The sequence below is a fragment of the Mesorhizobium loti genome, from assembly GCA_014189435.1.
Taxonomy (GTDB): Bacteria; Pseudomonadota; Alphaproteobacteria; order Rhizobiales; family Rhizobiaceae; genus Mesorhizobium; species Mesorhizobium loti_G.
Genome location: CP050293.1, coordinates 345,200 through 369,749, shown reverse-complemented (window position 1 = coordinate 369,749; position 24,550 = coordinate 345,200). Strand labels below are relative to the sequence as shown.

Annotated in this window: 25 protein-coding genes and 2 pseudogenes; 16 read left to right on the top strand and 11 right to left on the bottom strand. The window is 63.0% G+C overall.

Going from position 1 to position 24,550, the window contains the following annotated elements; genetic code table 11:
• Positions 1-106: 106 nt before the first annotated feature.
• A complete protein-coding gene (locus tag HB777_01810; protein QND62768.1) occupies positions 107-406 on the bottom strand; it encodes an antibiotic biosynthesis monooxygenase in 300 nt (99 codons plus the stop codon).
• Positions 407-552: 146 nt separating this feature from the next.
• Here HB777_01810 and flhA point away from each other — a divergent pair, with 146 nt between their 5' ends.
• The 3 genes from flhA to HB777_01795 are packed head-to-tail and all read left to right on the top strand — an operon-like array spanning position 553 to position 3,772.
• Positions 553-2,643, top strand: coding sequence for a flagellar biosynthesis protein FlhA (gene flhA / locus HB777_01805; protein QND62767.1), 2,091 nt, complete (start codon positions 553-555; stop codon positions 2,641-2,643).
• Positions 2,640-3,392, top strand: a complete 753-nt coding sequence (gene fliR / locus HB777_01800) for a flagellar type III secretion system protein FliR (GenBank protein ID QND62766.1) — start codon at positions 2,640-2,642, stop codon at positions 3,390-3,392. Before flhA ends, fliR begins: the two co-directional genes overlap by 4 nt.
• Before the next feature lie 2 nt (positions 3,393-3,394).
• Positions 3,395-3,772, top strand: a complete 378-nt coding sequence (locus HB777_01795) for a hypothetical protein (GenBank protein QND62765.1) — start codon at positions 3,395-3,397, stop codon at positions 3,770-3,772.
• Between the two features lie 70 nt (positions 3,773-3,842).
• On the opposite strand, the gene HB777_01790 is transcribed toward HB777_01795, so the two are convergent.
• From HB777_01790 to HB777_01780, 3 genes are all read right to left on the bottom strand, one after another.
• Positions 3,843-4,622 carry a DUF1194 domain-containing protein gene (locus HB777_01790; protein ID QND68614.1) on the bottom strand — a complete coding sequence of 260 codons (780 nt, stop codon included), beginning with the start codon at positions 4,620-4,622 and terminating at the stop codon, positions 3,843-3,845.
• A 134-nt stretch (positions 4,623-4,756) separates the two neighbouring features.
• Positions 4,757-5,398, bottom strand: a complete 642-nt coding sequence (locus HB777_01785) for a hypothetical protein (GenBank protein ID QND68613.1) — start codon at positions 5,396-5,398, stop codon at positions 4,757-4,759.
• Positions 5,399-5,527: 129 nt separating this feature from the next.
• Entirely contained in the window at positions 5,528-6,523 is a 996-nt protein-coding gene (locus HB777_01780; GenBank protein ID QND62764.1) for an EamA family transporter, read from the bottom strand.
• 156 nt (positions 6,524-6,679) lie between these two features.
• Here HB777_01780 and HB777_01775 point away from each other — a divergent pair.
• The 7 genes and pseudogenes from HB777_01775 to HB777_01745 all read left to right on the top strand — a co-directional run bounded on the left by HB777_01775 (position 6,680) and on the right by HB777_01745 (position 12,018).
• Positions 6,680-7,981: pseudogene (locus HB777_01775) on the top strand (transcriptional regulator).
• A 76-nt stretch (positions 7,982-8,057) separates the two neighbouring features.
• Positions 8,058-9,014 carry an IS481 family transposase gene (locus tag HB777_01770; GenBank protein ID QND62763.1) on the top strand — a complete coding sequence of 319 codons (957 nt, stop codon included), beginning with the start codon at positions 8,058-8,060 and terminating at the stop codon, positions 9,012-9,014.
• Positions 9,011-9,706: pseudogene (locus tag HB777_01765) on the top strand (tetratricopeptide repeat protein). Before HB777_01770 ends, HB777_01765 begins: the two are co-directional and overlap by 4 nt.
• A gap of 82 nt (positions 9,707-9,788) precedes the next feature.
• On the top strand, positions 9,789-10,400 hold the full coding sequence (locus HB777_01760; GenBank protein ID QND68612.1) for a flagellar biosynthesis protein FlgJ: 612 nt from the start codon (positions 9,789-9,791) through the stop codon (positions 10,398-10,400).
• Positions 10,401-10,497: 97 nt separating this feature from the next.
• Positions 10,498-10,923, top strand: a complete 426-nt coding sequence (locus HB777_01755) for a hypothetical protein (protein ID QND62762.1) — start codon at positions 10,498-10,500, stop codon at positions 10,921-10,923.
• Between the two features lie 97 nt (positions 10,924-11,020).
• The gene (locus tag HB777_01750) at positions 11,021-11,536 is read left to right on the top strand and encodes a hypothetical protein (protein QND62761.1); all 516 of its coding nucleotides are present in this window, start codon (positions 11,021-11,023) and stop codon (positions 11,534-11,536) included.
• Positions 11,537-11,709: 173 nt separating this feature from the next.
• Positions 11,710-12,018, top strand: coding sequence for a sterol-binding protein (locus HB777_01745; protein QND62760.1), 309 nt, complete (start codon positions 11,710-11,712; stop codon positions 12,016-12,018).
• A 93-nt stretch (positions 12,019-12,111) separates the two neighbouring features.
• Here HB777_01745 and HB777_01740 read toward each other — a convergent pair whose 3' ends face one another.
• A complete protein-coding gene (locus HB777_01740) occupies positions 12,112-12,681 on the bottom strand; it encodes an N-acetyltransferase (protein ID QND62759.1) in 570 nt (189 codons plus the stop codon).
• 152 nt (positions 12,682-12,833) lie between these two features.
• Positions 12,834-13,967, bottom strand: coding sequence for a type III PLP-dependent enzyme (locus HB777_01735; GenBank protein ID QND62758.1), 1,134 nt, complete (start codon positions 13,965-13,967; stop codon positions 12,834-12,836).
• A gap of 541 nt (positions 13,968-14,508) precedes the next feature.
• Here HB777_01735 and HB777_01730 point away from each other — a divergent pair.
• The 4 genes from HB777_01730 (at position 14,509) to HB777_01715 (ending at position 18,604) form a co-directional block, all read left to right on the top strand.
• Positions 14,509-15,705: an amidase gene (locus HB777_01730; GenBank protein QND62757.1), complete on the top strand. Its 1,197-nt coding sequence runs from the start codon at positions 14,509-14,511 to the stop codon at positions 15,703-15,705.
• 2 nt (positions 15,706-15,707) lie between these two features.
• Entirely contained in the window at positions 15,708-16,607 is a 900-nt protein-coding gene (locus HB777_01725) for a LysR family transcriptional regulator (GenBank protein ID QND62756.1), read from the top strand.
• A 150-nt stretch (positions 16,608-16,757) separates the two neighbouring features.
• On the top strand, positions 16,758-17,426 hold the full coding sequence (locus HB777_01720; protein QND62755.1) for a DUF1007 family protein: 669 nt from the start codon (positions 16,758-16,760) through the stop codon (positions 17,424-17,426).
• Complete coding sequence (locus HB777_01715; protein QND62754.1) at positions 17,423-18,604, top strand: nickel/cobalt transporter; 1,182 nt, start codon at positions 17,423-17,425, stop codon at positions 18,602-18,604. Before HB777_01720 ends, HB777_01715 begins: the two co-directional genes overlap by 4 nt.
• 173 nt (positions 18,605-18,777) lie before the next feature.
• Here HB777_01715 and HB777_01710 read toward each other — a convergent pair whose 3' ends face one another.
• The 4 genes from HB777_01710 to HB777_01695 form a co-directional block, all read right to left on the bottom strand.
• Positions 18,778-19,752, bottom strand: a complete 975-nt coding sequence (locus HB777_01710; GenBank protein ID QND62753.1) for an SDR family oxidoreductase — start codon at positions 19,750-19,752, stop codon at positions 18,778-18,780.
• A gap of 10 nt (positions 19,753-19,762) precedes the next feature.
• Entirely contained in the window at positions 19,763-19,972 is a 210-nt protein-coding gene (locus HB777_01705; protein ID QND68611.1) for a hypothetical protein, read from the bottom strand.
• A gap of 83 nt (positions 19,973-20,055) precedes the next feature.
• Positions 20,056-21,069 (bottom strand): cation transporter, encoded by a 1,014-nt coding sequence (locus HB777_01700; GenBank protein ID QND62752.1) that lies wholly within the window; start codon positions 21,067-21,069, stop codon positions 20,056-20,058.
• Between the two features lie 26 nt (positions 21,070-21,095).
• On the bottom strand, positions 21,096-21,782 hold the full coding sequence (locus HB777_01695; protein ID QND62751.1) for a GNAT family N-acetyltransferase: 687 nt from the start codon (positions 21,780-21,782) through the stop codon (positions 21,096-21,098).
• A gap of 83 nt (positions 21,783-21,865) precedes the next feature.
• On the opposite strand from HB777_01695, the gene HB777_01690 reads away from it, so the two are divergent.
• On the top strand, positions 21,866-23,050 hold the full coding sequence (locus HB777_01690; GenBank protein ID QND62750.1) for a pyridoxal phosphate-dependent aminotransferase: 1,185 nt from the start codon (positions 21,866-21,868) through the stop codon (positions 23,048-23,050).
• A gap of 152 nt (positions 23,051-23,202) precedes the next feature.
• Entirely contained in the window at positions 23,203-23,577 is a 375-nt protein-coding gene (locus tag HB777_01685) for a YciI family protein (protein QND62749.1), read from the top strand.
• 179 nt (positions 23,578-23,756) lie between these two features.
• On the opposite strand, the gene HB777_01680 is transcribed toward HB777_01685, so the two are convergent.
• Positions 23,757-24,512 carry an SDR family oxidoreductase gene (locus tag HB777_01680; GenBank protein QND62748.1) on the bottom strand — a complete coding sequence of 252 codons (756 nt, stop codon included), beginning with the start codon at positions 24,510-24,512 and terminating at the stop codon, positions 23,757-23,759.
• Positions 24,513-24,550 lie beyond the last annotated feature (38 nt).

Below are 24,550 nucleotides of genomic sequence, written 5' to 3'. Positions count from 1 at the left end.
GGAAAAGGCAGTGGAAAGCCCGCCTGATACGCCCGGCGACACGGCATGGCAACCACAATGGCGACAGACAAGGCGCCATTGTGGCATGGACCGGCCGGCGGATCGATCAGGTCGGCATCGGCTCGCCGGCTTCATAGAGCACGAGGTTACGCTCGCCGATGCCAAGCGCCGGCCAGCTCGCGCGCCACTGCGCAATATGCGGCGAGGCGAAATGCAGATCGAGCGCCGCCCTGTCGCTCCAGACTTCCGTGACCCGGATGAGCCCTGCATCGAACAAATCCTGCGCATACGAATATTCGAGACAGCCGGGCTCGGCGCGGCTGCCGGAAACCATGCGTTCCATCGCGGGCTTGGCTTCCTCCAATTTGTCTGGCGGCAAGCGGATGGTGCCGATGATCAGAAGCATGGGTTTTCCCTTCCTTGCGAGGCCGGCCCGCGCGGCCACCTGCGCATGATCGTTCGAACTAGCCAGTCTCCCACCCTCGCGCAAGCTTGGCGGGCTACCCTCACAGGGCTGTCGCGCGCTCGGCAGGCTTCGAATTTGAGGACGACATGGCGATCAGCGAAAGCATTCAGCCCGGCGGCGCGGTGGCCAAGAATGGCCGCGACGTCTTCTTTGCCATCGGCATCGTCATCATCCTGGCCGTGCTGTTCCTGCCGATCCCGGCCTTTCTCATCGACATCGGCCTCGCCTTCTCGATCGCGCTTTCGGTGCTGATCCTGATGGTGGCGCTGTGGATCCAGCGGCCGCTCGATTTCTCGTCGTTCCCGACGGTGCTGCTCATCGCCACCATGCTGCGGCTGTCGCTCAACATCGCCACCACGCGCATGATCCTGTCGCACGGCAACGAGGGCACGCATGCGGCCGGCTATGTCATCGCCGGCTTCTCCAAGCTGGTGATGGCCAGCGACTTCGTCATCGGCCTCATCGTCTTCATGATCCTGATCGTGGTGAACTTCATCGTCATCACCAAGGGCGCCACGCGTATCGCCGAAGTTGGCGCGCGCTTCACCCTCGACGCCATCCCCGGCAAGCAGATGTCGATCGACGCCGACCTCTCCGCGGGCATGATCGACGACAAGACCGCGCAGCTGCGCCGTCGCGAGCTGGAAGAAGAAAGCTCCTTCTTCGGCTCGATGGACGGCGCCTCCAAATTCGTCCGCGGCGACGCCATCGCCGGCCTCATCATCACCGCCATCAACATCGTCGGCGGCATTGCCATCGGCTACATCAGGCACGGCATGGGCATGGGCGAAGCCGCCGACGTGTTCATCAAGCTGTCGGTCGGCGACGGCCTCGTCACCCAGATCCCGGCGCTCATCGTGTCGCTCGCCGCCGGCCTGCTCGTCTCCAAGGGCGGCACCCGTGGTTCGACCAACCAGGCGGTGTTCGGCCAGCTCGGCGCCCACCCGCGCGCCCTCTACGTGGCGGCATCGCTGCTGGTGCTGCTCGGCCTGATGCCCGGCCTGCCGCTGTTCCCGTTCTTCGCACTCGCCGCCGGCATGGCCGGCCTCGGCTACGTCATCCCGATGCGCCAAAACCGCGCCGTCGCCGAAGCCGAAGCGATCAAGGATCAGGAAAAGGCGACCAAGGTCGAGGAGGAGAAGAACTCGGTCAAGGCCTCGCTCGCCACCGCCGAGATCGAGCTTTTGATCGGCAAGCAGCTGTCGACAAGGCTGCTGACGTCGCATCAGGAACTGGTTTTCCGCATGGGCAAGATGCGCAAGAAATTCGCCACCCAGTATGGCTTCGTCGTACCGGAAGTGCGTGTCGCCGACGATTTCGCCATCCCGCCGAAGAGCTACCAGATCAAGGTGCACGGTACCGTCGTGGCCGAATACCAGATGCGCGTCGGCGAGATCATGGTGCTGCTCGGCAACCGCGACATACCCGAAATACCGGGTGAGGAAATCCGCGAGCCGGCCTTCGGCATGCGCGCCTACTCGGTGGTCGAAGCCTTCGCCGAGGATTTGAAGCGCGAGAACTACACCTTCGCCGACAACATGTCGGTGCTGCTGACCCATCTCTCCGAGGTCATCCGCAACAACCTGCCGCAGCTTCTGTCCTACAAAGACATGAAGGCGCTGCTCGAGCGGCAGGACCCGGAGTACCGCAAGCTCGCCGACGAGATCTGCACCACGCACATCTCCTATCCCGGCCTGCAGGCGGTGCTGAAGCTGCTGCTCGCCGAGCGCGTCTCGATCCGCAATCTGCACCTGATCATCGAGGCGATCGCCGAGATCGCGCCGCATGTGCGCCGCACCGAGCAGATCGTCGAGCATGTCCGCATCCGCATGGCCCAGCAGATCTGCGGCGACCTCTCCGAGGGCGGCGTGCTCAAGGTGCTGCGCCTCGGCAACCGCTGGGACCTCGCCTTCCACCAAAGCCTCAAGCGCGACGCCAAGGGCGAGGTGCGCGAGTTCGACATCGACCCGCGCCAGCTCGAGGAGTTCGGCCAGGACGCGACCAAGGCGATCAAGAAATATCTGGAAGCCGGCGAGCGTTTCGTGCTCGTCACCGCACCCGACGCCCGCCCCTATGTGCGCATGATCATCGAACGGCTGTTCACCACGCTGCCGGTGCTCAGCCACGTCGAAATCGCCAAGGGCGTCGAGATCAGGGTGCTCGGAACCATATCGTGAGCGTGCTTTCGCAAGGCGTCGTCATCGCGGCGTTCCTCGCCTTCTGCCGCATCGGCGCCTGCTTCATGCTGATGCCGGGCCTGTCCAGCGCCCGCGTTCCGGTCCAGGTCAGGCTGTTCGTCGCGGTCGCCGCCACCGGCGGCCTGCTCGCCTTCCTGTGGGACAAGATCTTTCCCTTCGTCGACCCGCGCCCACAGATCCTGGTGCCGATGATCATCTCGGAACTTCTGGTCGGCGGTCTGATCGGCGCCATGACCAGGCTCTACATGGAAGCCCTGCGCTTCATGGGTTCGGCCATCGCCATGCTGATCGGCTATGGTGGCACCGGCGGACCGGCGATCGAGGAGCCCGAACCCCAGGCGGCGCTTGCCGCCATCATCTCGTTCTCGGCACTGCTGATGCTGTTCGTCTTCGATTTCGACCACGAGATAATACGCGCGCTGGTGTCCTCCTACACGGTCGCGCCGGTCAACATCTTCTTCAACCCGCAGGCCGCACTCGTCGATGTCACCGACACAGTGTCGGACACCTTCTTCCTGGTCATCCGTCTCGGCAGCCCGTTTGTCGCCTATGCCATTCTCGTCAATCTGACGATCGGCTTCGTCAACAAGCTGACGCCGCAGATCCCGATCTATTTCATCTCCCAGCCCTTCATCATCGCCGGCGGCATGATCATCTTCTATTTCGCCATCGGCACCATGCTGTCGCTGTTCGTCGACGGCTTCGTCGACCTGACGCTGGCGAGATAGAAATGAGCACACGCAAGGATCGCCTGAAGAAACTGGTCAAGGTGCAAGAACAGCTGAAGGCGCTGCACGAAACCCGCCACGCCACCTTCCTGGCCGCGGCCAGCGCCGCCGAGACCGAAGCCAGGGAACTGGTCGGCCATTTCGACCAGCCCGATTCGCTTTCCGCCCTGTTTCCCGATCTCTATCACCGCCGCATTGCCCAGGCGGTCGTGCGCCAGGAAACGAACCTGGCAAGCGCCAAGCAGGAAGCCGGCCTCATCGCCGCGGCAACCGCCCGCACCAACATGGTCGAGCGCGCCTACAAGGACGTGCGCAACCGCGACGAGCGCGAACGCTCCGACCGCGAGCGGCTGGACCTGATCGCGCAAAAGCGGCCATGAATAGTGTCGGGTCCCGATCTTCGGCCAAGATCCAACAAGCCAATCCTCTCAATGTCCGGAACTGCCATTGCTAAAAGCGCTCATCCGCCTGTTGCAGGAATTGCCGGTCGACGTTCATGCTGACTTCAGTGACCAGCTTGCGGCGAAGAGCCATGGCGTAATCGTCTGGCCCCTTCGGCGTTATGACAAAGGCTTGGGATCCGCCGATGACCTTTTTGGCAAAATAGGATGCCAATGGTTGGTCGGGATTCTCATCTGCCGTTGGAATGGCGATCGCGTTGATCGTGTATCCCTTGGCAATGGCGTTTAGCCTGCTCGGCTGAACAGGAAGTCCGTCGTTGTTCTCACCATTGGAAGAGATGTCGATTACTTTCTTGGCCGCGTGTCCAGGAAACTGGTCGAGCAGAAGACTACCGACGTCGATGGCCGCGGAAACGGATGTTCCGCTGCGCCCTCTGCGAATATGGCCGGTATCTCCTTTCTCGCTGATCACCGACGCAGCCGCCTTGGCATCCTCCAGCCCGCAGATGCTTGTCCACGGCAGCACAATGCGCGTGTGCCCGGGGCTCGACCATTCAAAGTAGGCCACGCTGATGCAGCCAACGTAGTTCCGCGTGATGGCCGCTATGATCTCTGGCGAAGTGAGCGCCGCGGCATGACCCTCGCGCTGCAGATCGGCAATCTCCGGATCGATTGAGGACGAGAAATCGACCGCGAATACGATAGCAAGATCAACATTGGCGGCATGGGCCTGCAGCCCACAAAACACCGAAGCGGCAAGTGTTCCCGCCAGTCTCAAATATGATTTGACCCGCTTTGCTAGCCCTCTGGCCGATCGTTTCGCCGGCATCGGAATGCCCGTGCATATCGCCCGCAGCTGCTCGCGAAAGCAGACCGCTGCAGACAAGGCACCTGTGTCCTGACGCACACTTCCGAACATGTTGCTCTCCATCTCACGACTGGTCGTTTTCAAACCGACGATTTTCAACATGTCGAAATTTGGCGAGGGGCCTTGGTCCCCACGCCGAACAACAGCAGATCGGCTTTGGTCCACAAAAGGTAACAACCGAGCAAGGTCACCTGCATGGCGAGCGCCGCGAAGGACCCGCCCGACCAGGCCTGCGGCAAGGTCCCGCCGAGCGCGACGGCTGTCGCCAGCATTGCCGGCAATCGGCTGGCGAGCACCGCGCTACGGAAGGGATCGGGCCAGGCGGCCGGCCATAGTGCAACCGGCATGCCCGGCCTATGGAAGGTGCTGCCGAATTTGCCCAGCGCATGCAGCAGGCCGGACGTCGCCGCAAGCAGCGGGTCGCCAAGAAGCAACAGTGCAATGCCGAGCCCAATCGCGCCTATGCCTGACAGGAAATCGCCAACACGGTTGAGGGCGGGATCGGGAGCGTCGGGCCTTGCCCATGCCCGGTGATAGGCTTCGCCGCCCCAGAAGAAGACCAGGGTAGCCAAGGTCAGCGCAACAGTGCCATGGCTGCCGGCAAAATAGTCGATCACCGTCGTGGTGATGCTGCTTCCCTCATGCGAGCCGACCGGCTCGGTGGCAATCTGGATTGTAAGACCCACGATGAGGCCGAGCGCGTTGCCGCTGTTGTAGTAGCCGCCGGGTCCCTTCATGCGGGCGCGAAACGCCGATACCAAATGTGCGAACGGAATTGCCGGTGCGATCATCGCAGCGACCTCGCGACACGTCCCGTCGCCATCGGCGCCATGCCGAGCGGCAGTCGGGTTGGGAACAAATTCGCATCACCGGCGACGGGCATCACATTTCTCCAATGGACCGGAATTGAGGGCGGGACGATTCCCCGCCCAGGCTGGAGACACAGCCGCAAGGGCAAGCGCCGCGTCGAAGGGAATTGGACTGGCCGGCGAAGGCGTGCGTGCCCGCGGCGTTCGGTTCGACATTGCGACGGACAGGATCGCACCGAGAATGATCGCGGCCCCCATTGCACCCGCGGGTGAGTTCCGTTCGCCGAGGAAGATCGCCGCACCCAGCGCCCCGAAGACGCTTTCGGCACTGACGATCACCGCTGCATGACTGGCGGGGGTGAGGCTTTGGGCGGCAATCTGTATGCCGAAGGCGATTGCGGTGGAGAACACGCCGAGGACTGCGAGTTCCGGGCCGGCCGCAAATGCAGCGGCCGGCGACAGGTTGCCTTGCAATGCCCCGAGCGGCAGAGCAAAGGCGGCGGCGCCGAGGAACTGTGTCGCCGCGGCAGTGGACGGCCGCGCATGGGTCTGCATGTGCCGACCAAGCTCGACCATCCAGAGCGCATAGCAGGCAGCCGACAGGATGGCGGTGAGATTGCCGCTGCCGAGACCGGCGATCCCACCCGACAAAAGCAGGGCACCGACCTTGGTCAGCCCGGCGGCGGCGGTAAGGCTCGCTGTCGGACGTTCGCCGATGAGCAGCCAGGCGGCCAGTGGTGTCATCACCGTTGCCGTGCTCACCAGGAAGCTCGCATTCGTGACCGTAGCGCCGAGATGGCAAAGCTGCTGAAGCGTGATGGAGATGGCAAACAGCAAGCTCACCTTGGCCAGGCTGGAAAAACAGCCCGGCCCGGCCGGCAGTCGCCTTTCGGTCAAGACGAAAGGCAGCACAAGCAGCCCACCGATCAGGCAGCGCAGGCCGACGGCACTCAGCGCGTCGAGATGAGCAAGCACCATCTTTTGCGCGACATTGCCGAGGCCCCACAAAGCGGCTGCAAACAGCAGCAGCAAATTGGCTCTAGTCTTGGACACCCGCCCCCCTCGAGCCAAAGCCTGTTGCTGACTCAGTGGCCCCCCTAATTCAGCGAAGTCTAATTGACCTTGCGTCATGACTGCGCTTGAAGGCTGGGCGCCACAGGTTGCGAAGCGTTAGTTTTGAGTTAGAATTTCGTCAGGCTGGGAGAGAAAATGCAAAATGAGGGCAGCGGCGCCACAAATAGAATCTCACTCTTCGGTGGTTTCCGGATCGAAAATGGAACAGCGGACCCGCTCCGGCTGACAGGGAAACGGGGGCCTGCGATCGTTGCCTATCTGGCCCGGTGTCCTAGCATGATGGCGACACGGGAGAGATTGGCTGACCTGTTTTGGGGTGACAGCGATAGCGAACACTCGCGCAATAGCCTGCGGCAAACCCTCAGCGTGCTGCGTCGGGATTTGTCGCGCGCAGGTGCGGATCTTATCCATTCCCGCGGGGAATCGATCGGCCTCGCCGTAGGCGCTGTTCGGGTTGACGTGGAGGAATTCGAAGCGGGTCTCTCGGCCCGTTCCGCGCAGGAACTCGAAAAGGCTCTGACGAACTACACCGGGCCATTCCTCGACGGGCTTTATCTGGGAAGCAATGGGTTCGATGACTGGGTCGCATCCGAACGCGACAGGCTGCTCAGCCGCGCGCTTGAGGCCTTCGAGAAATTGGCCCGCCTCGTCGACGCGGAGGCTGGGCTCATCCTGGTCGATCGTGTTCTGGCCATGGAACCGACACGGGAAGAATCCTATCGACTCAAGATGGAATTGCTCCTCGCATGTGGCCAACGCGACAGGGCGATCAGGACATACGAGACTTGCAGAAGCATGCTGAAGAAGGAGTTCGGCGTCGACGTCGGCCCTCGGACGCGAGCGCTTTGGCAATCCGTGCTGTCTGCCGCCGACACGGCGTCAAATGTGCAGTCGGCAAATACTGTTCCAGCCAGCCAGCGCCTCGGGCGTCCATCGATCAGCGTTGCCGACTTCGTCAATCTGACCGGAAAGCAAGGCGACGACTTTTTCGCCAAGGGGCTCGTCCAGGACATCACCACGGCTCTCTCCGAGGTAGCCGATTATGTCGTGCTCTCCGCGCTTCCGCCCGTGGAGAAGAACGACCCTGCCGAAGAAACCAAAATCCCGGGAATGCCGCGGGCGCGATATGTGCTCAGCGGCAGCGTCCAGAGATCCGGCAATGGGCTGAGGGTGAACATCCAGCTTGTCGATGCCGCCGGCGGCCACAACGTCTGGGCCCAGAAGTTCGACGGCCACTCCGAGAACGCGCTGGAATTCCAGGACAGGATCGCACAGGCTGTTGTCCTGGCAGTGATCCTCGAACTTCAACTGACCAACTGGAAAGTCCGCGACAAGAGCCCGCCTGGTTCCCCTGAAGTGCGCAGGTTGGTGAACGAAGCGCTCATGAAGTATTTTGAGATGACCCGGGACTCGCTCTTGGTCGGGCTAGATGTGAGCTTTCAATAGGTTGTCCATTCGGACCGAACCGAGGAGACTGGAGTTACCACGCTTCAGCACTCACCGGAGGGTCCGAATGAACATCCACAAGAATGCCCGTCTCACGCCTCTGCGTCGAGAGGAGATGGCGCTTTTGGTGATAGAAGGCAGCCTTTCCAAAGCCCATGCGGCGCGGACTTATGGTGTGTCGCCCAAGATCGTGGCGCGGTGGGTCGAGCGCTACAAGACCGAAGGCAGCAAAGGCATGGCCGACCGTTCGTCCCGTCCCAACGTCATGCCGGGTCTGACCAGCCAGGCCGTGGCCGAGCGCATCGCCGTCCTGCGCCGCCAACGGCTGACCGGCAAGCACATCGCCATGGAGGTGAGCGTCTCGCCCGCCACCGTCAGCCGGGTTCTCAGGCGTGCAGGGTTGTCGCGTCTGAAGGACATCGCACCAGCCGAACCGATCCGCCGCTACGAACGCGAGCATCCCGGCGACATGATCCACATCGACATCAAGAAGCTCGGGCGATTTGAACGGGTTGGCCACCGCATCACCGGCGATCGCACCGGCCAGTCCAACAGTCGCGGCGTGGGCTGGGAGTTCGTTCATGTCTGCATCGACGACGCTTCGCGCGTCGCCTTCTCGCAAATACTGCCCGACGAGCGCAAGGAAAGCGCCATCGCCTTCCTCAAGGCAGCGGTGGCCTATTATGCCAGCCTTGGTATCTCAGTCGCGCGCGTCATGACCGACAACGGCTCGTGCTACAGATCGAAAGCCTTCGCCAGGATCTGCCGCGAGCTTGGCCTCAAACATATCCGCACAAAGCCCTATACGCCCAAGACCAATGGCAAGGCAGAGCGCTTCATTCAGACCGCGCTCAGGGAATGGGCCTACGCCATTGCCTACCCCACCTCCGATCATCGTGCCGGAGAACTTCCCGTCTGGCTGCACCGATACAATTGGCATCGACCTCACGGCAGCCTAAAGTCCAAAACACCAATCAGCCGCCTCGGCCTAACCGAGGACAACCTGTTGAGGCTCCACAGCTAGAGCTTGCCGAGAAGGCTGTATCGATAGGTCCCGACAACGCTCGTGCGAAGCGGACGCTCTCGATCATAATTTCCATCGGCGTGGCGTTTGGCTCGCTGCCCCGGGAGCCGGGGCAGATCGAGCGCGCGGTCGAGCTTGCGGAAGCAGCGGTACGGGCAGTGCCTGACGACGAAATTGCCCGCTGCATCCTGTCGTTCGCTCTCGAAAGTTCCGGCCGCATCGACGAGGCGATCGCCGAATGCCAACATGCAATCAGCCTTAACCCAAGCTATCCGAGCGGCCACGGCGATATTTCGATGCTCTTTGCGTTGCGCGGACAGGTCAGCGAAGCAGTGCGTGAGGCCAACGAGGCAATCCGGCTCGGAACGCATGACGTCATCGACTTCTGGCGTCACCATGGCCTGGTTGTTGCACTGTTCGCCGGCGGAGATGATCAGCGGGCGCTCGAAGTCGCCCGCAGGGTGATCAGGACAAAGCCGGGATTCGTTCGCGGCGCCCTTTATTGGGCTGCGGCCGCGTCGGCAACCGGGAACAACGAAGAGGCCTCGCGGGCCATCCATCATTGCCTGTCACAACTTCCACATCTCAACTTGGGTAATGTCTGCCCCGGCTTTGTGCCTCGCTATGTGAAGGATCATCATCACGCGAGATTCCTTGAAATGCTGTCTAGGGCTGGCCTGCCTGCTTCCTAGTGGAACCTGGCTACGCGACCGGGATCCGGAGAAACCAGATCAGGCCGGCCGCTTGGCAAGCCTGCCACAAGCTTGTTGAGGCATTGTCTGGCTAAGGAAAACCGACAAAAGGCGGACTTTCTTGGCGATTTCTCCACCCAGCGACATCGTTATGGATGTGGCCCGAGCCGTCGACCCGACGGACATCGAGGCCGCCCGTGCCGCGCTGACAAAGCGGGCCGGTGGTGCCGCCGGCGCGTTTTCGGTCGATAGCGCCGCTTCGATCGATGCCGGCTCGATCCTGTCGCGCGCCACCGCCGACAAGGCGGCCGCTGCAACCGACCCCGCCAAGAAGTTCAAGAAGTTCGAGGCGATGGTGCTGCAGACCTTCATCCAGAACATGCTGCCCAAGGACACCGAAGGCGTCTATGGCAAGGGCCTGGCTGGCGACATGTGGAAATCGCAGCTTGCCGAGCGGGTGGCCGACGTGATGGCCGAACGCGGCGGCATCGGCATCGCCAGGTCGATGCTTGCCGATCACTATATCGAAGGCAAGCGCGTCGTGCCGGTCGGGCCGGTTTCGGGCGGGCCGGAAAAGACCGAGATCGATCAACAAAGCAGCCTGTCTACCTCTCTGGTGCATGAATTGCAGCGCAGGGCGGCGCGGTCGATCACCGGTGACGAGACCACCATCAAGACAGACATCAAGATCTAGGGCATGCCCCAAGCCGGGAACCGGTCTGGGGAAAAGACCTGCTCAAACACTGAGATAGTGCGTATTCGAGTTTCAATCTAACCAGACCGGGATTTTCATGGCCGACTTTTCGGAATTCACCCCCAACCTGCCAGCCCGCACGACCGCATCGGAAGCGCCGATCCCGTTCGCGCGGCCCGGCAACCTCGCCGCCATCATCGGCCGCATCGAGGAAGTGGTCGAGGAAGAAACGGCCGGCATCCGCAACGCCACCAACTACGATCTCAAGGCGTCGAACGCCCGCAAGAGCCGCTACCTCTACGAGCTGACCCGCGCCATGAAGGGCGGCAGCGAAGCCGAATTCCTCGAACAGCACCGCGAGGGCCTGACTCGGCTGCGCCAGAAGCTGGCGAAGAACGAGGCGGCGATCCTGGCGCATCTCAGCGCGGTCAACGAGGTCGCCAGCCTGTTGCGGCACGCCATCCAGCGCGCCGAAACCGACGGCACCTATTCCGCCGGCGAGTTCGGCTGGATCAAGGCATGATGCCGAACACCAGGGACAGATCGGCGATCCTGCTCAGGCAACAGCGCAGTGCCGCATTGCCATCGCAAGGGCATGAACAAGGGACTGACAAGACCTGATGATCAAGGTCATCGCCATCGCCGTCTGGATCTGCGCTGCCACGCTGGGCGCCGTGTTCTATTCGTTTCAGGCTGCGGGCGAGCGCGGTGTCGGCGAAACGCCGAAGCCGATGCTGGGCGGGCTCGACTACGTCAAGACCGACGTCATTTCGGTGCCGCTGATCCGCGATTCCCAGATCGGCGGCTATTTCCTGACCAAGCTCGTCTACACGGTCGAACCCGAGCAGATAAAGAAGCTGTCCATTCCGGCCGAAGCGCTGATCACCGACCAAGTCTATTCCTACCTCTATTCCAATCCGCAGATCGACTTCACCAACAAGGCGACGATCGATCTCGATGCTTTCCGCGCCGCCATCCGCGATACCGTCAACGCGCGTGTCGGCGCCCCCTTGGTGCATGAGGTTCTGATCGATCAGGTCAATTTCCTGTCAAAGGACGAAATCCGCGACAACTGGCTGCGCCGCAAGAAAAGCGAGACGGCGAGCGAAATGACCAAGGCGTTCAAGGAACACTGAGTTGCCCTGCTCACAGGCCCCGATCCCATCGGGCCTAACCTGCCGCCACGGCAGGAACCAACCACTGGAATTCGCGTTGACGTAAACGTCAACCCAAAGCTATATGCGGCAGCGACCGTGATCGCGAAACCGCGGCATGGGCTTCGGCTGGATCGAAGCGCCGTTGCGAACAGATGCAACCAGACAAGGAGAACAGCGTGAGCGTTCAGGAGATTGCCGAGAAGATCAAGTCGCGCGTGGCAAGCAGCGGGTTCGATCGTTCCGTGAAGTTCGACACCGGCAGCGACGGCGTCATCGTCATCGACGGCGCGACCGTCTCGAACACCGATGCACCCGCCGACTGCACCATCAAGCTCTCGCTCGACGATCTGGATTCGCTGATCGCTGGCGACCTGAACCCGACCATGGCGTTCATGACCGGCAAGATAAAGGTCGAAGGCGACATGACCGTCGCCATGGCGCTCAGCCAGCTGATCGGCTGAAGGCAGGCAGCCGCCCAAGGCGGCGCCCACCAATCGCGAAAAAACGCCGCCTTTTCGGGCGGCGTTTTTGCGTGAGTTGCCGGCGGCTTCGTGTCAGGCCGCCGATGTCAATTCCTGCGCCTTCAGCTTGCGGCCAGCAGCCTTCAGCGTGCCGTGCACGCCGTCAAGCGCGCCTTCCACCAGTTCCAGCGCCAGCAGACGGTGCCGCTCATAGGGTCCCGGCATGGCCAGCGAGCCGGTCTTCTCAGCCGAGAAGCCGAAACGCCCGTAATAGGGCGCGTCGCCAACCAGCAGGATCGCGGCATGGCCAAGGCGCGCCGCCTCGGCGATGGCCTGGCGCATCAACGCCGAACCGATGCCGGCATTCTTGAGCGATGGATCGACGGCGAGCGGGCCAAGCAGCAGCGCGGCCTTGCCGCCCTCGCCCAGCGTGACATCCCACAGCCGCACCGTGCCGGCCACGCCGCCCGATGCATCGCGCGCGACGAAGGCCAGACCTTCCGAGGGCCGCCGGCCACGCCGCAGCTTCTCCGACGATTTTTTCCGCCGCTTCGGCCCCATGGCCCGATCGAGCAACGCCTCGCGCGCCGCAACATCGGCGGCGGTTTCGGCGACCATCACAAAGGCCGGTGCGTGGCCCAAGATTTCAACTGACATTTCCATTTCCGCAATCCTTCACGAGCGGAGGTTGTTCCACAGGCGAGCCCGGGTGGACGACAGGCGCCCACCTGGGATGATCTGATCGGCTCTCTCAGCGCATTTTCAGGCGAAGTTGTGTCCGGTTCGCCGTCCGAAAATGCGCTGAGGAAGCGCCGTCAGATCACGTAGGATCGGAGAGGCTCGAAGCCGTTGAAGGCGACCGCCGAGTAGGTGGTCGTGTAGGCGCCGGTGCCTTCGATCAGCACCTCGTCGCCGATGGTCAGCGACAAAGGCAGCGGATAGGGCGTCTTCTCGTACATCACGTCGGCCGAATCGCAGGTCGGGCCGGCGAGCACGCAAGGTGCCGTCTCCGTGCCGTCATGCGCGGTGACGATCGGGTAGCGGATCGCCTCGTCCATCGTCTCGGCCAGACCGCCGAACTTGCCAATGTCGAGGAACACCCAGCGCACATTGTCGTTGGCTGCCTTCTTCGAGATCAGCACGACTTCCGACTTGATGACGCCAGCGTTGCCGACCATGCCACGGCCCGGCTCGATGATGGTTTCAGGAATGGCATTGCCGAAATGCTTGCGCAGCGCCGAGAAGATCGCCTGGCCATAGGCCTGGGCGGCCGGCACGTCGCGCAGATAGCGCGTCGGGAAGCCGCCTCCCATGTTGACCATCTTCAAGACGATGCCTTCCTCGGCAAGCGTCGCGAACACCACCTTTGCGTCGGCCAGCGCACGGTCCCAGGCGGTCAGGTCGGTCTGCTGCGAGCCGACATGGAACGACACGCCATAGGCGTCGAGGCCGAGCCCTTTGGCGTGGCGCAGCACGTCGACGGCCATCGCCGGCACGCAGCCGAACTTGCGCGACAGCGGCCACTCGGCGCCCTCGCCATCGGTCAGCACGCGGCAGAACACACGGGCGCCTGGAGCGACACGGGCGATCTTCTCGACCTCTTCGACGCAGTCGACGGCGAACAGGCGGATGCCGAGCTGGTAGGCGCGTGCAATGTCACGCTCCTTCTTGATGGTGTTGCCGAAGGAGATGCGGTCCGCCGGCGCACCGGCGTCCATCGCCATCTCGACTTCGGCAACGGAAGCGGTGTCGAAGGACGAGCCCATCGCAGCAAGCAGGCGCAGGATTTCCGGCGCCGGGTTTGCTTTCACCGCATAGTAGATCTTGGAATCGGGCAACGCCTTCTCGAAGGCGCGGAAATTATCGCGCACGACATCGAGGTCGACGACGAGGCAAGGGCCGGTCGGACGTCGGGTGGCGAGGAAGTCAAGGATGCGCTGGGTGGCCATCGGGGTCTCTCCATAAACGCCTTGCGGCGCGCACTAAGGCTGCGGGACGCGGGCGGTCAGCCTCGCGAACACGCGGTCAAACAAAGGCGGGACGTCAATTCATGGAACCAGCCGGTGGAGACCCCGGAACCATGAAACGCCGTCTCGCGGCGATGAACCTTGGCCTTGCCCGGCCTCGGTTCGCTTTGTCTGCCTTGGCTTGGATGGGAGACCCGTCCGCACTGCCGGCAATGAAGGTGTGCCTCTTTAGTAACCCCGGTCTTTGGACGACCGGAAGAGAACCAGAAAGGCCCGCACCGTCGTTGCTTCAAGGTGTCCTCGGGCTGGCGGTTGGCCGCTAGACCGACTGGAGGGGTTGGCTCCAGTTACCTTACCGATTTCCCTCACCATTCGAGGATCGGCGGACACCCACAGGCACGTGCGACTTTGGGCAAGCGCGATATATGGCTGGTTGCCGTCACAATCAATAAAAATCGTATCCCAGGTTGTAAAATTTCTGGCATCGAACAATGCTGCGCCAACCGTATCCGGATATCGAACGATGACAGGCACGCACGGCCCTCTCAATGCCTTTCTCGATCTTCGCCAGATGCCGGTGGCACATGCCGAACTCGGGCCCCTGGCCGGCCTGCGGCTGGCCGTCAAGGACATCTACGACGTCGCCGGCTACCGCACCGGCTGCGGCAATTCCAGGAAATTGGCCGAAAGCCACGCCGCCTCGCGCACCGCACCCGCCGTGCAGACGATTCTCGATGCCGGCGCGCGCTTCGTCGGCAAGACGCAGACCGACGAACTTGCCTTCGCGCTGTTCGGCCAGAATGCGCATTTTTCGTTTCCGGTGAATCCGGCAGCGCCCGACCGCGTCACCGGCGGCTCGTCATCGGGGTCGGCGGCGGCGGTGGCGGGCGGGCTGGCCGACATCGCCACCGGCTCCGACACTGGCGGCTCGATCCGCGCGCCGGCGAGCTTTTGCGGACTGATCGGGCTGCGAACCACGCATGGCCGCATTTCGCTCGATGGCACGATGAAGCTGGCGCCGAGCTTCGACACGTTCGGCTGGTTCGCCGACGATATCGAGACCTACGAGACCGTCGGCAAGCTGCTGCTTGGCCGCGACCCGCATCAACACTCGTTGGACCGGCCGCTGGCGCTGGATTGGCTGGACGGGTTGGTCGCCCGCCCGGCAATTGCCGAATATGCCGGAATGAAGGCGCTGGCGGGCGCGGTCTTCGGCGCGCCGACGGCGGCAACGACACGCTTCACCTCATCTCCGGATGAACTCTACTGGTGCTTTCGCCGGCTGCAGGCCAGGGAGGCATGGGGGGTGCATGGCGAATGGATCACCAGCGGTGAGCGCGACCTCGGTCCCGGCGTCGAAGAGCGCTTCGGCTTTGGCCGGGCCGTCGACGACAAGACGGCCCAGGCCGAGAAGGTGCGCCGGCTGACCTTTCGCGGCGAACTGAGCGCCCTGCTCGGCAAGGACGGCTTCCTTGTCCTGCCGACGGTGCCGGGTCCAGCCCCTTACGTGGACAGCACGACGGAGCAATTCCAGGCCTATCGCGAACGGGCGCTCCAACTTCTGTGCCTGGCCGGCCTGTCCGGTTTTCCACAGATCACCTTGCCCATCGGCGCGGTCGCCGGCGCCCCGTTCGGCCTGTCGCTGCTTGGGCCTTCCGGCAGCGACATTGCCCTGATACGGCTCGGCCGGAAACTTCTAGACTCCGCACGAAAGGCCTGACCATGGACACACTGACCCGCATGCGTGCCTTCATCGACGTGGTCGAGGCCGAGGGCTTTTCGGCGGCGGCGCGCAAGATCGGCCGCTCCAAGGCCCTTTTGTCGAAATATGTGCGCGAGCTGGAGGACGAGCTCGGCGCGCTGCTGCTCAACCGCACCACGCGCCAGTTCTCGATGACCGAGGCCGGCCACACCTACTACCGGCGCGCCTCGGAGATCGTACGCGAGGTCGACAGCCTGGCCGATGCGGTACGCGAATCCTCGGGCGACGTGCGCGGCCGGATCAAGCTGTCGGCGCCGCGCACCTTCGCCGACGCGCCGATCGGCCAATCCTTGATCGACTTCGCCAAACAGCATCCCGACATCGTGCTCGACATCCAGCTCGACGACCGCTTCGTCGATCTGGTCGAGGAAGGCTTCGACCTGGCGGTGCGCATCTCGCGGCTGGAGAACTCGTCGCTGATCGCCAGGCGACTGGCGCCGTTCTCGATAAAGCTCTGCGCCTCTCCCGAACTGATCGCCAAGCATGGCACGCCGACACGGCCGCAGGATCTCAGCCGCATGCCCTGCATCGTCGACACCAATGGCCGCGGACTGAACAACTGGCCGTTCAAGGGCGACAATGGCGATCCGGTGAGCGTTTCGGTGTCGGGTCCGGTCGAGGTCAACAGCCCTATGACGGCGAGAGCCGCGGCCGTGTCCGGGTTGGGCTTCACCGTCCTGCCGGATTTCATTGCCGCGCCCGACCTCGCGAGCGGCCAGCTGGTGTCGGTGATGGATGACCGCATCCTGTCGGGCGGCGGCATTTTCGCCGTCTACCCGCACCGCCGTTATCTGCCGGCCAAGGTCCGCGTCTTCGTCGACTTCCTGGTGCAGTGGTTCAGGACGCGTGAGGCCGCTTGACCGGTTTCAGCACGCTTTGAGTTTTTGCTGTGCCTGTCGTCGTCCCAAAACCGCTGCGCACTTTTGGCGACACGCAGCAGCGGTCCCAATTTCGCCCCCTTTCTGGTAACTCTCGACATCTCTCCGAGGCCGATGGAATCGCGACCGAGAATGCACCTGAAACGGCACGCAATCATGCTGACTTCGGCCTTGGCGGCGACCTTTGCCGCCACGGGGCCGGCTTACGTGCATCCACACGTCTTCGCCGAGGCCCGCCTCGACGTGATCCTCTCCCCGGATCACCAAAGTGTGAAGGCGCTGCGTCACCTCTGGCGCTTCGACGATCTGTTTTCCTCGACGGTGATGATGGAGTTCGACAAGAACTCCGACCTGAAGCTCGACGACAAGGAGCTGAAGGAAGTCGCCGACACCGTTCATGCCTCGCTGGCCGAATTCAACTATTTCCAGCTCGTCACCGTCGACGGCAAGGACGTGGCGATGACGCCACCACCGCATCTGATGGCCAATTTCGACAACGACCAGCTGATCATCCTGTTCGAATCCGAACCGAAGGTGCCGATCAAGCTCAACGGCAAGATCGATATCGGCGTCTACGATCCGACCTTCTATACGGCGATCGACTTCACCGAGGACTCCAACATCACCGTTGAAGGCCTGCCGTCGAACTGCACCAGCAAGGTCGTCCGTCCGGACCCGGACGAGGCAATCAAAGAAAACCAGAAGACCCTCACCGATGCCTTTTTCAACGATCCGACCGGCACCGACATGAGCAAGATCTTCGCCACCAAGCTCGAACTGACCTGTCAGCCAGAAGGATGAAGCCGGTGACGAAACCGTCCCTGCGTTTGGCATTCGGCCTGTTGGCCGTCACCGTCGTCATGATGCATTTTGCCAACACCGCCCATGCCCAGAGTTCGCTCGGCATCGGCGTCAATGACGGCATGGCGCCCACCACCGGCCCGTTCGCCCACATCCTGATGTGGATCAATCTCAGGCAGCAGGAATTCTACCGCGCGCTGGCGACGGCGATGAAGGCGATGCGCCAGGACGGCAGCAAGATCTGGATACTCATCGGCCTGTCCTTCGCCTACGGCATTTTCCATGCCGCCGGCCCCGGCCACGGCAAGGCGGTGATCTCGTCCTACATGGTTGCCAATGAAGTGGCGCTGCGGCGCGGCATCCTGCTGTCCTTTGTCTCGGCGCTGCTGCAGGGCCTGACCGCGATCGCCGTGATGCTGCTCGCCTATTTCGTCCTGCGCGGCACCACCGTTTCGATGACCGACGCGGCCTGGTTCATGGAAATCATGAGCTATGTCTTCGTCACCTTGTTCGGCGCCTGGCTTTTGTGGCGCAAGCTCGGTCCTTCCATTCTGCGTCTGTTTGGAAGAGGCCCGGCCTACAGCCTGTCGGCGGCCCATGCGGGTCATTCGCATGGCGGCCATTCGCATGGGGGCCATTCTCACGTCGGTCATTCGCACACCGGTCATTCGCACGCTGCTCACGACCATTCGGCGCATGCCCATTCACATGCGCTTCACGCCCATGCCGATCACAACCATGCGGTACAGGACCATTCCCATGACCATGCGCATCACGATCACGCGGCGGGCGAGGTCTGCGACACTTGCGGCCATTCGCACGCACCCGATCCGGCACTGCTGTCGGGCGACCGCTTCGACTGGCGCACGGCCTGGTCGGCGGTGGCGGCGGTCGGCATCCGCCCCTGCTCCGGTGCGTTGATCGTGCTCAGCTTCGCCTTGCTCAACGGGCTGTGGCTCGGCGGCCTGCTGTCGGTGCTGGCGATGTCGCTCGGCACCGCGATCACCGTTTCGGCGCTGGCGACACTTGCGGTGACCGCCAAGAACTGGGCGGTGTATTTCGCCGGTGACGGCCGCATGGGCAACCGCATCCACTCGATCGTCGAAATCGGTGGCGCCGCCTTCGTGTTCCTGTTCGGACTGCTGCTGCTGTCGGCCAGCCTAACGGGCAGCGTTTAACCCATAAGTAGCGCCCGAAGGTGTGTTGAGATTCAGGTCAGGCCGTGCCGAGAACGGTTGATACCGAGAACCGGAGCGGAGCGTACTTAAGTACGTGAGCACAGTTCTACTGCGACGCAGTAGAACGGGGAAGCGCAGGTATCAGCCGTTCGCCGGCCGGCATCACCTGAATATCAATACACCTTGCCGCCGAGCTCATCCTCGATATGAGCGCGGATGATCTCGTCAAAACTCTTTTCGGCACTGAAGCCCAGTTCCCGTGAGCGCCGCGCCTCGAACCGCGTCGGCCAGCCCTTGACGATCGCCCAGATCGTCGCGTCCGGCTCTTCGCGTATCAAACCGGCCACCTTCGGGCCGGCGATGCGTTCCAGTGCCTCGATCTGCTCGCCAACGGTGACGGCGACGCCGGGCATCGTCAGGTTGCGGCGCGGCCCGACGGCGCTGCCGTCGATCCCTGCCGCATGGATCAGGAAATTGACCGCCGAGCGCGGGCTGGCGTGCGTGTGCACGACCGAGCGCGGCACCGGCAGGATCGCCTCGTGGCCGCTCAAAGGCTCGCGGATGATGCCTGAGAAGAAGCCGGACGCCGCCTTGTTCGGCTTGCCCGGCCGCACACAGATGGTTGGCAGCCGGATGCCGATGCCGTCGAAGAAACCGCGCCTGGAATAGTCGGCCAGCAGCGCTTCGCTCATCTGCTTCTGGGTGCCGTAGGAGGTCAGCGGCGTCGGATGGAATTCGTCCGGTATGACATCCGGGAACGGCGCGCCGAACACCGCGATCGACGAGGTGAAGACGACACGCGGCGCAAAGCCCGCCAGCCGGATGGCATCGAACAGCGCCCGAGTGCCGTCGAGATTGACGCGGTAGCCGAGATCGAAATTGGCTTCCGCCTCGCCCGATACGATGCCCGCGAGATGAAAGACGACATCGGGACGCGACGCGACCAGGCGCTCAGCGGCACCCGCCTCGGCGAGATCCCCGGTGTGGAGGGTGACGCTTACGCCGTCCATGCTAGGTGCCTGCGGCGGCACGATGTCGTGCAGATCGAGCGCGGTGATCTTGCTGCCGCGCAGCGTGCCGTCCTTGGCCAACCGGGCAATGAGCTTGCGGCCGACCATACCCGCGGCGCCAGTGATCAGAATGCGCATGTCGAAATCCCTATTTACCCTGATTTTTGCGCTGGTTGCGGGCCCGCAGCCAGAACACCAAGAAAAACGCCAGCACGAAGACGACACCAAAGGCACCGGCCAGCACGGTCGAAAGACTGCCAAGAGCCAACATCACGGTCGGCAGATAGTAGGCGCCGATACCGAACAGCAGCATGATCCACACTGCGGCAATGACCGCGTTCCTGGTGTCGCGATCCATCATGCCGCGTCCAGGCAGCGAGCGTTCGTAAAGGTGGTTTTCAAGGTTTTGGAACTCCTGAGGTCGGACCAATCGATCCGATCCTAATGATGGTGGTCGTGATGCGCGGCCGCGTCATGCTCGTGCCCGTGCTCATGGTCGTGCTCGTGATCGTGATCGTGCTCGTGATCATCGCCATCGTCGGCGCACTGTCCGAATTCTGGTTCCACGGTGGCATGGCTGATGGCGTGCTCGCTGGCAAGCCGCTTCTTGATGGCGCTGACCGCCTGGTGCGCATCGACGCCCTCGTCGAGGCAGGCATGCAGCGTCGCCATGTTGCTGGTCCCGTCGAGCGACCAGACATGCATGTGATGCACTTCGCGTACCCCCACGACCGTCGCCGCGATGTCCCTGGCGATCAGATCGCGGTCGAGGCTTGGCGGCACGCCCTCGAGCAGGACATGGGCGGCTTCACGCATCAGCGACCACGCCGTGTACAGGATCAGCAGCGAGACCAGGACCGACAGGATCGGGTCGATCGGCGTCCAGCCGGTCGCCAGGATGACCAGCGCCGCAACGATCGCCGCGGCCGAGCCGAGCAGGTCGCCGAGCACATGCAGGATGGCGCCGCGCATGTTCAGGCTCTCGCGGTCGCCGCCATGCAGCACGAAGAACGAGCCGATGTTGACAAGCAGACCGAGGATCGCCACCGCCAGCATCGGTCCGCCAAGCACCGGAGCCGGCGCCTGCAGGCGCCCCCAGGCTTCGTAGACGATCCACAGCGCGATGACGAAGATGGCAATGCCGTTGGTATAGGCCACCAGCGTCTTGACCCGGCCGAAGCCGTAGGTGAGACGACCCGTCGCCGGTCGCCCCGCAAGATGAAACGCATACCAGGCAAGGCCGAGCGCGATCGAATCGGCGAGCATGTGGCCGGCATCGGCCAGCAGCGCCAGCGACCCGGTGAGGATGCCGCCAAGCGCCTCGGCGACCATGAAGCCGCCGGTCAGGCAGGCCGCGATCAGCACGCGCTTCTTGTCGGTCGAACCATGCACATGGCCGGGCCCATGATCGTGCCCCGTGTGATCGTGCCCGCTGTGATCGTGGGTATGTGCCAATGGCAACTCCCGTTACGCGCCGTAAGCTACGCGCCGAATTCCGCGCGACAATCCTCGAGCCGTCGCTTCTGTTGGCCGTCGCCATCGAAATTGGCCGGATCGAGCCACGCCTCATAGGCTTTGCTTAAGGCCGGCCACTCCTTGTCGATGATCGAATACCACGCGGTATCGCGGTTTTCACCCTTGACGATGAGATGCTGGCGGAAAATGCCCTCGAACTTGAAGCCGAACCGTTCGGCCGCCCGCTTCGATGGCTCGTTGCGGTTGTTGCACTTCCATTCGTAGCGGCGATAGCCAAGTTCGTCGAAGATGTACTTCATGAACAGGAACTGCGCTTCCGTCGCCGCTGGCTTGCGCGAGATGAGCGGTCCCCAATAGATGTTGCCGATCTCGATGACGCCATAGGCAGGGTCGATGCGCATCAGCGTCTGGCGTCCTGCGATCTTGCCGCTGGCCTTGTCGACAACCGCGAAGAACAGCGGATCTTCGCTCGCGGCCGATTTTTCCAGCCATGGCTGTAGATCGGCGCGGGTCTCCGGCACGGTGTCGAAAAGCCAGCGAAACCGCGTATCGCCATCGGCGACGGCCGATGCCTCATACAGGCCATCACCGTGCTTTTCAGCACTCAACGGCTCAAGCCGCACAGTGCGCCCGTCCAGAACTTTGCGTTCCGGACGCGGGCGTGGCTGCCAATCCGCAAGATTTTCCGACACCAAAGACTCCAATCCGTTTGACATTTGCGGTTGGACGCTCACAAAAACGCGACCCAACAGCAAGAACCACACGGACGGGAAAAATGCTCCACACGATTTCGGCCTTCGACCGTCTTGGCGAGGAAAACGCCTTTGCCGTCCTGGCGCGGGCGACAGCCCTGGCGAGCCAAGGCCGCGACATCGTCAATCTTGGCATCGGCCAGCCGGACTTCAAGACGCCGCAGCACATCGTCGAGGCGGCGATCAAGGCGCTGCGCGACGGCCACCACGGCTACACGCCGGCCAATGGCCTTTTGGCGACGCGCGAGGCGGTGGTGCGGCGCACGCTGACCACCACCGGTGTCGAAATATCGCCCGAAACGGTGATGATCCTGCCCGGCGGCAAGCCAACCATGTTCGCCGCCATCCTGATGTTCGGCGAGCCTGGCGCCGAGATCCTCTATCCCGACCCGGGCTTCCCGATCTACCGTTCGATGATCGAGTTCACCGGCGCAGCACCTATTCCCGTGCCGATGCGCGAGGAAAACGGCTTTGCCTTCTCCGCCGAGGAGACGCTGGCGCTGATCACCTCGAAGACCAGGCTGTTGATCCTCAACTCGCCAGCCAACCCGACCGGCGGCGTCACGCCGCGCGCCGAGATCGAGAAGCTGGTCAAGGGGCTGGAGAAGCATCCCCACGTCGCCATCCTCTCCGACGAGATCTACGACGTCATGACCTATGACGGCGAGACGCATTGCTCGCTGCTTGGCTTTCCCGAGATCCGCGACCGGCTGATCGTGCTCAACGGCTGGTCGAAGACCTGGGCGATGACCGGCTGGCGCATGGGCTGGTCGATCTGGCCGAATGGCGACAAGGGCGCCCATCTCTACGACAAGGTGCGCAAGCTGGCGGTCAATTGCTGGTCCTGCGTCAACGCGCCGAGCCAGTTTGCCGGCATCGCGGCCATCGACGGCCCGCAGGACGACGTCGACAAGATGATGCGCGCCTTCGACAACCGCCGGAAGATCGTTGTCGAGGGATTGAACGCCCTGCCCAACATTTCCTGCATCACGCCCAAGGGCGCATTCTACGCCTTCCCCAACGTCTCGAAGACCGGCTGGAAGGCAAAGAAGCTTGCTTCGGCGCTGCTCGACGAGGCCGGCGTTGCGCTCATCGGCGGTCCCGATTTCGGCATTCTCGGCGAAGGCTATATCAGGCTCTCCTACGCCAATTCCGAGGAGAACATTTTGCGCGCGCTGGAGCGGATCGGAGCGTTCCTGGCGAAATGAGCTTCAAAGCGGGCCGGTGGCCTCTTTCCGGGTGGTTGTGGCTGGCGACAATGATGGTGTCATGATCCGTCCGGAGAGGCCACGGCCAGGGCTGGGCGTGCGTGTTGGGAACAGCTACGCTCCCTGGATCCGGATCGAAGCGGGTGCCTCAGATGTTCTATGCAATCCTTGCCTATCACGTGGAAGATGCGATCAAGGCGCTGACGCCGCAGGAAGATGCAGCGCTGATGGCCGACCTGCTGAAGATCAACACCCGGCTTCATGAGGAAGGCACGCTTGGACCCTCCGCGCGTCTGGGGGCGACACAGGATGCCTGCACGCTGCGCGGCCCGGGCGACGGCATGATCATCGACGGCCCTTTCGCCGAAACCAAGGAACAGTTGCTCGGCCTCTATGTGGTCGACTGCACCATGAGAGACGACGCCATCGCGATCGCCCGCGACCTTCGCCGCGTCAATCCTACCGCCGTCTACGAGATCAGGCCCATTCTGCTTTTCAAGCCCGGCGTGCCGCTGGCGGGGAAATAAAACCATCCGGCTGGGTCCCCGCTGCTTCGCAGCGTCCTTTAGCCCTTTCGGGCGTTCAGCCCCTTCAAAAGGTCCACTGGACCCTTTGATCCGCCCGAAAGGCGGACCGGGTCTTCACCGTTCGCCGGCCTTTCATCGTGCCACTGGCACGATGAATTCGCTTACGCGAACCGGGCTGCTCACCCACGCCCGACAAAGGGCATCTTGGTCGCCATCACGGTCATGAACAGCACATTGGCGTCGAGCGGCAGGCTGGCCATGTGGACGACGGCATCGGCAACGCGCTGAACGTCCATCACCGCTTCGGCTGATATCGAGCCGTTGGCCTGCGGCACGCCGACCGTCATCGGCTGCGCCATGTCGGTCAGCGCGTTGCCGATGTCGATCTGACCGCAGGCGATGTCATAGGGCCTTCCGTCGAGCGCCAGCGTCTTGGTCAGTCCTGTGATGGCATGCTTGGTCGCCGTGTAGGGGACCGAGCCTGGACGTGGCGCATAGGCCGACACCGAACCGTTGTTGATGATGCGGCCGCCCATCGGCTTCTGCTTGCGCATGGCGCCGAAGGCAGCGCGGGCGCACAGGAACGAACCGGTGAGGTTGACCCCGACGATATCGTTCCACACCTCGACCGGGATCTCGTCGATCGGCGTCGACTTGTAGCCCATGCCGGCATTGTTGAAGAGCAGGTCGACACGGCCGAAGGCCTCCGCCACCGTCTCGAACAGATCGTCGACCTGCTCAGCCTTGGAGATGTCGCAGGCAACCGCCAATGCCCTGGCATCGGTGCGGCCGGCCTCGGCGACCGCTGCATCCAGCACGGATTTGCGGCGTCCGCAGAACACCGTGTTCCAGCCGGCCTTGAGCAGCGCCGTGGCGACGCTCTTGCCGATGCCCGTGCCGGCGCCGGTTACGATGGCTGTTTTTTGCTCGGTCATGACTGTCCTCCGTGACGCCGCCTCAGCCATCGCAAATG

Excerpts from the sequence above, each read along its gene's own strand:
- HB777_01810 (QND62768.1), bottom strand. The coding sequence starts at position 406 with ATGCTTCTGATCATCGGCACCATCCGCTTGCCGCCAGACAAATTGGAG.
- flhA (QND62767.1), top strand. The coding sequence starts at position 553 with ATGGCGATCAGCGAAAGCATTCAGCCCGGCGGCGCGGTGGCCAAGAAT.
- HB777_01795 (QND62765.1), top strand. The coding sequence starts at position 3,395 with ATGAGCACACGCAAGGATCGCCTGAAGAAACTGGTCAAGGTGCAAGAA.
- HB777_01790 (QND68614.1), bottom strand. The coding sequence starts at position 4,622 with ATGCCGGCGAAACGATCGGCCAGAGGGCTAGCAAAGCGGGTCAAATCA.
- HB777_01785 (QND68613.1), bottom strand. The coding sequence starts at position 5,398 with ATGAAGGGACCCGGCGGCTACTACAACAGCGGCAACGCGCTCGGCCTC.
- HB777_01770 (QND62763.1), top strand. The coding sequence starts at position 8,058 with ATGAACATCCACAAGAATGCCCGTCTCACGCCTCTGCGTCGAGAGGAG.
- HB777_01755 (QND62762.1), top strand. The coding sequence starts at position 10,498 with ATGGCCGACTTTTCGGAATTCACCCCCAACCTGCCAGCCCGCACGACC.
- HB777_01750 (QND62761.1), top strand. The coding sequence starts at position 11,021 with ATGATCAAGGTCATCGCCATCGCCGTCTGGATCTGCGCTGCCACGCTG.
- HB777_01745 (QND62760.1), top strand. The coding sequence starts at position 11,710 with ATGCAACCAGACAAGGAGAACAGCGTGAGCGTTCAGGAGATTGCCGAG.
- HB777_01740 (QND62759.1), bottom strand. The coding sequence starts at position 12,681 with ATGGAAATGTCAGTTGAAATCTTGGGCCACGCACCGGCCTTTGTGATG.
- HB777_01735 (QND62758.1), bottom strand. The coding sequence starts at position 13,967 with ATGGCCACCCAGCGCATCCTTGACTTCCTCGCCACCCGACGTCCGACC.
- HB777_01730 (QND62757.1), top strand. The coding sequence starts at position 14,509 with ATGACAGGCACGCACGGCCCTCTCAATGCCTTTCTCGATCTTCGCCAG.
- HB777_01725 (QND62756.1), top strand. The coding sequence starts at position 15,708 with ATGGACACACTGACCCGCATGCGTGCCTTCATCGACGTGGTCGAGGCC.
- HB777_01720 (QND62755.1), top strand. The coding sequence starts at position 16,758 with ATGCACCTGAAACGGCACGCAATCATGCTGACTTCGGCCTTGGCGGCG.
- HB777_01715 (QND62754.1), top strand. The coding sequence starts at position 17,423 with ATGAAGCCGGTGACGAAACCGTCCCTGCGTTTGGCATTCGGCCTGTTG.
- HB777_01710 (QND62753.1), bottom strand. The coding sequence starts at position 19,752 with ATGCGCATTCTGATCACTGGCGCCGCGGGTATGGTCGGCCGCAAGCTC.
- HB777_01705 (QND68611.1), bottom strand. The coding sequence starts at position 19,972 with ATGGATCGCGACACCAGGAACGCGGTCATTGCCGCAGTGTGGATCATG.
- HB777_01690 (QND62750.1), top strand. The coding sequence starts at position 21,866 with ATGCTCCACACGATTTCGGCCTTCGACCGTCTTGGCGAGGAAAACGCC.
- HB777_01685 (QND62749.1), top strand. The coding sequence starts at position 23,203 with ATGTTCTATGCAATCCTTGCCTATCACGTGGAAGATGCGATCAAGGCG.
- HB777_01680 (QND62748.1), bottom strand. The coding sequence starts at position 24,512 with ATGACCGAGCAAAAAACAGCCATCGTAACCGGCGCCGGCACGGGCATC.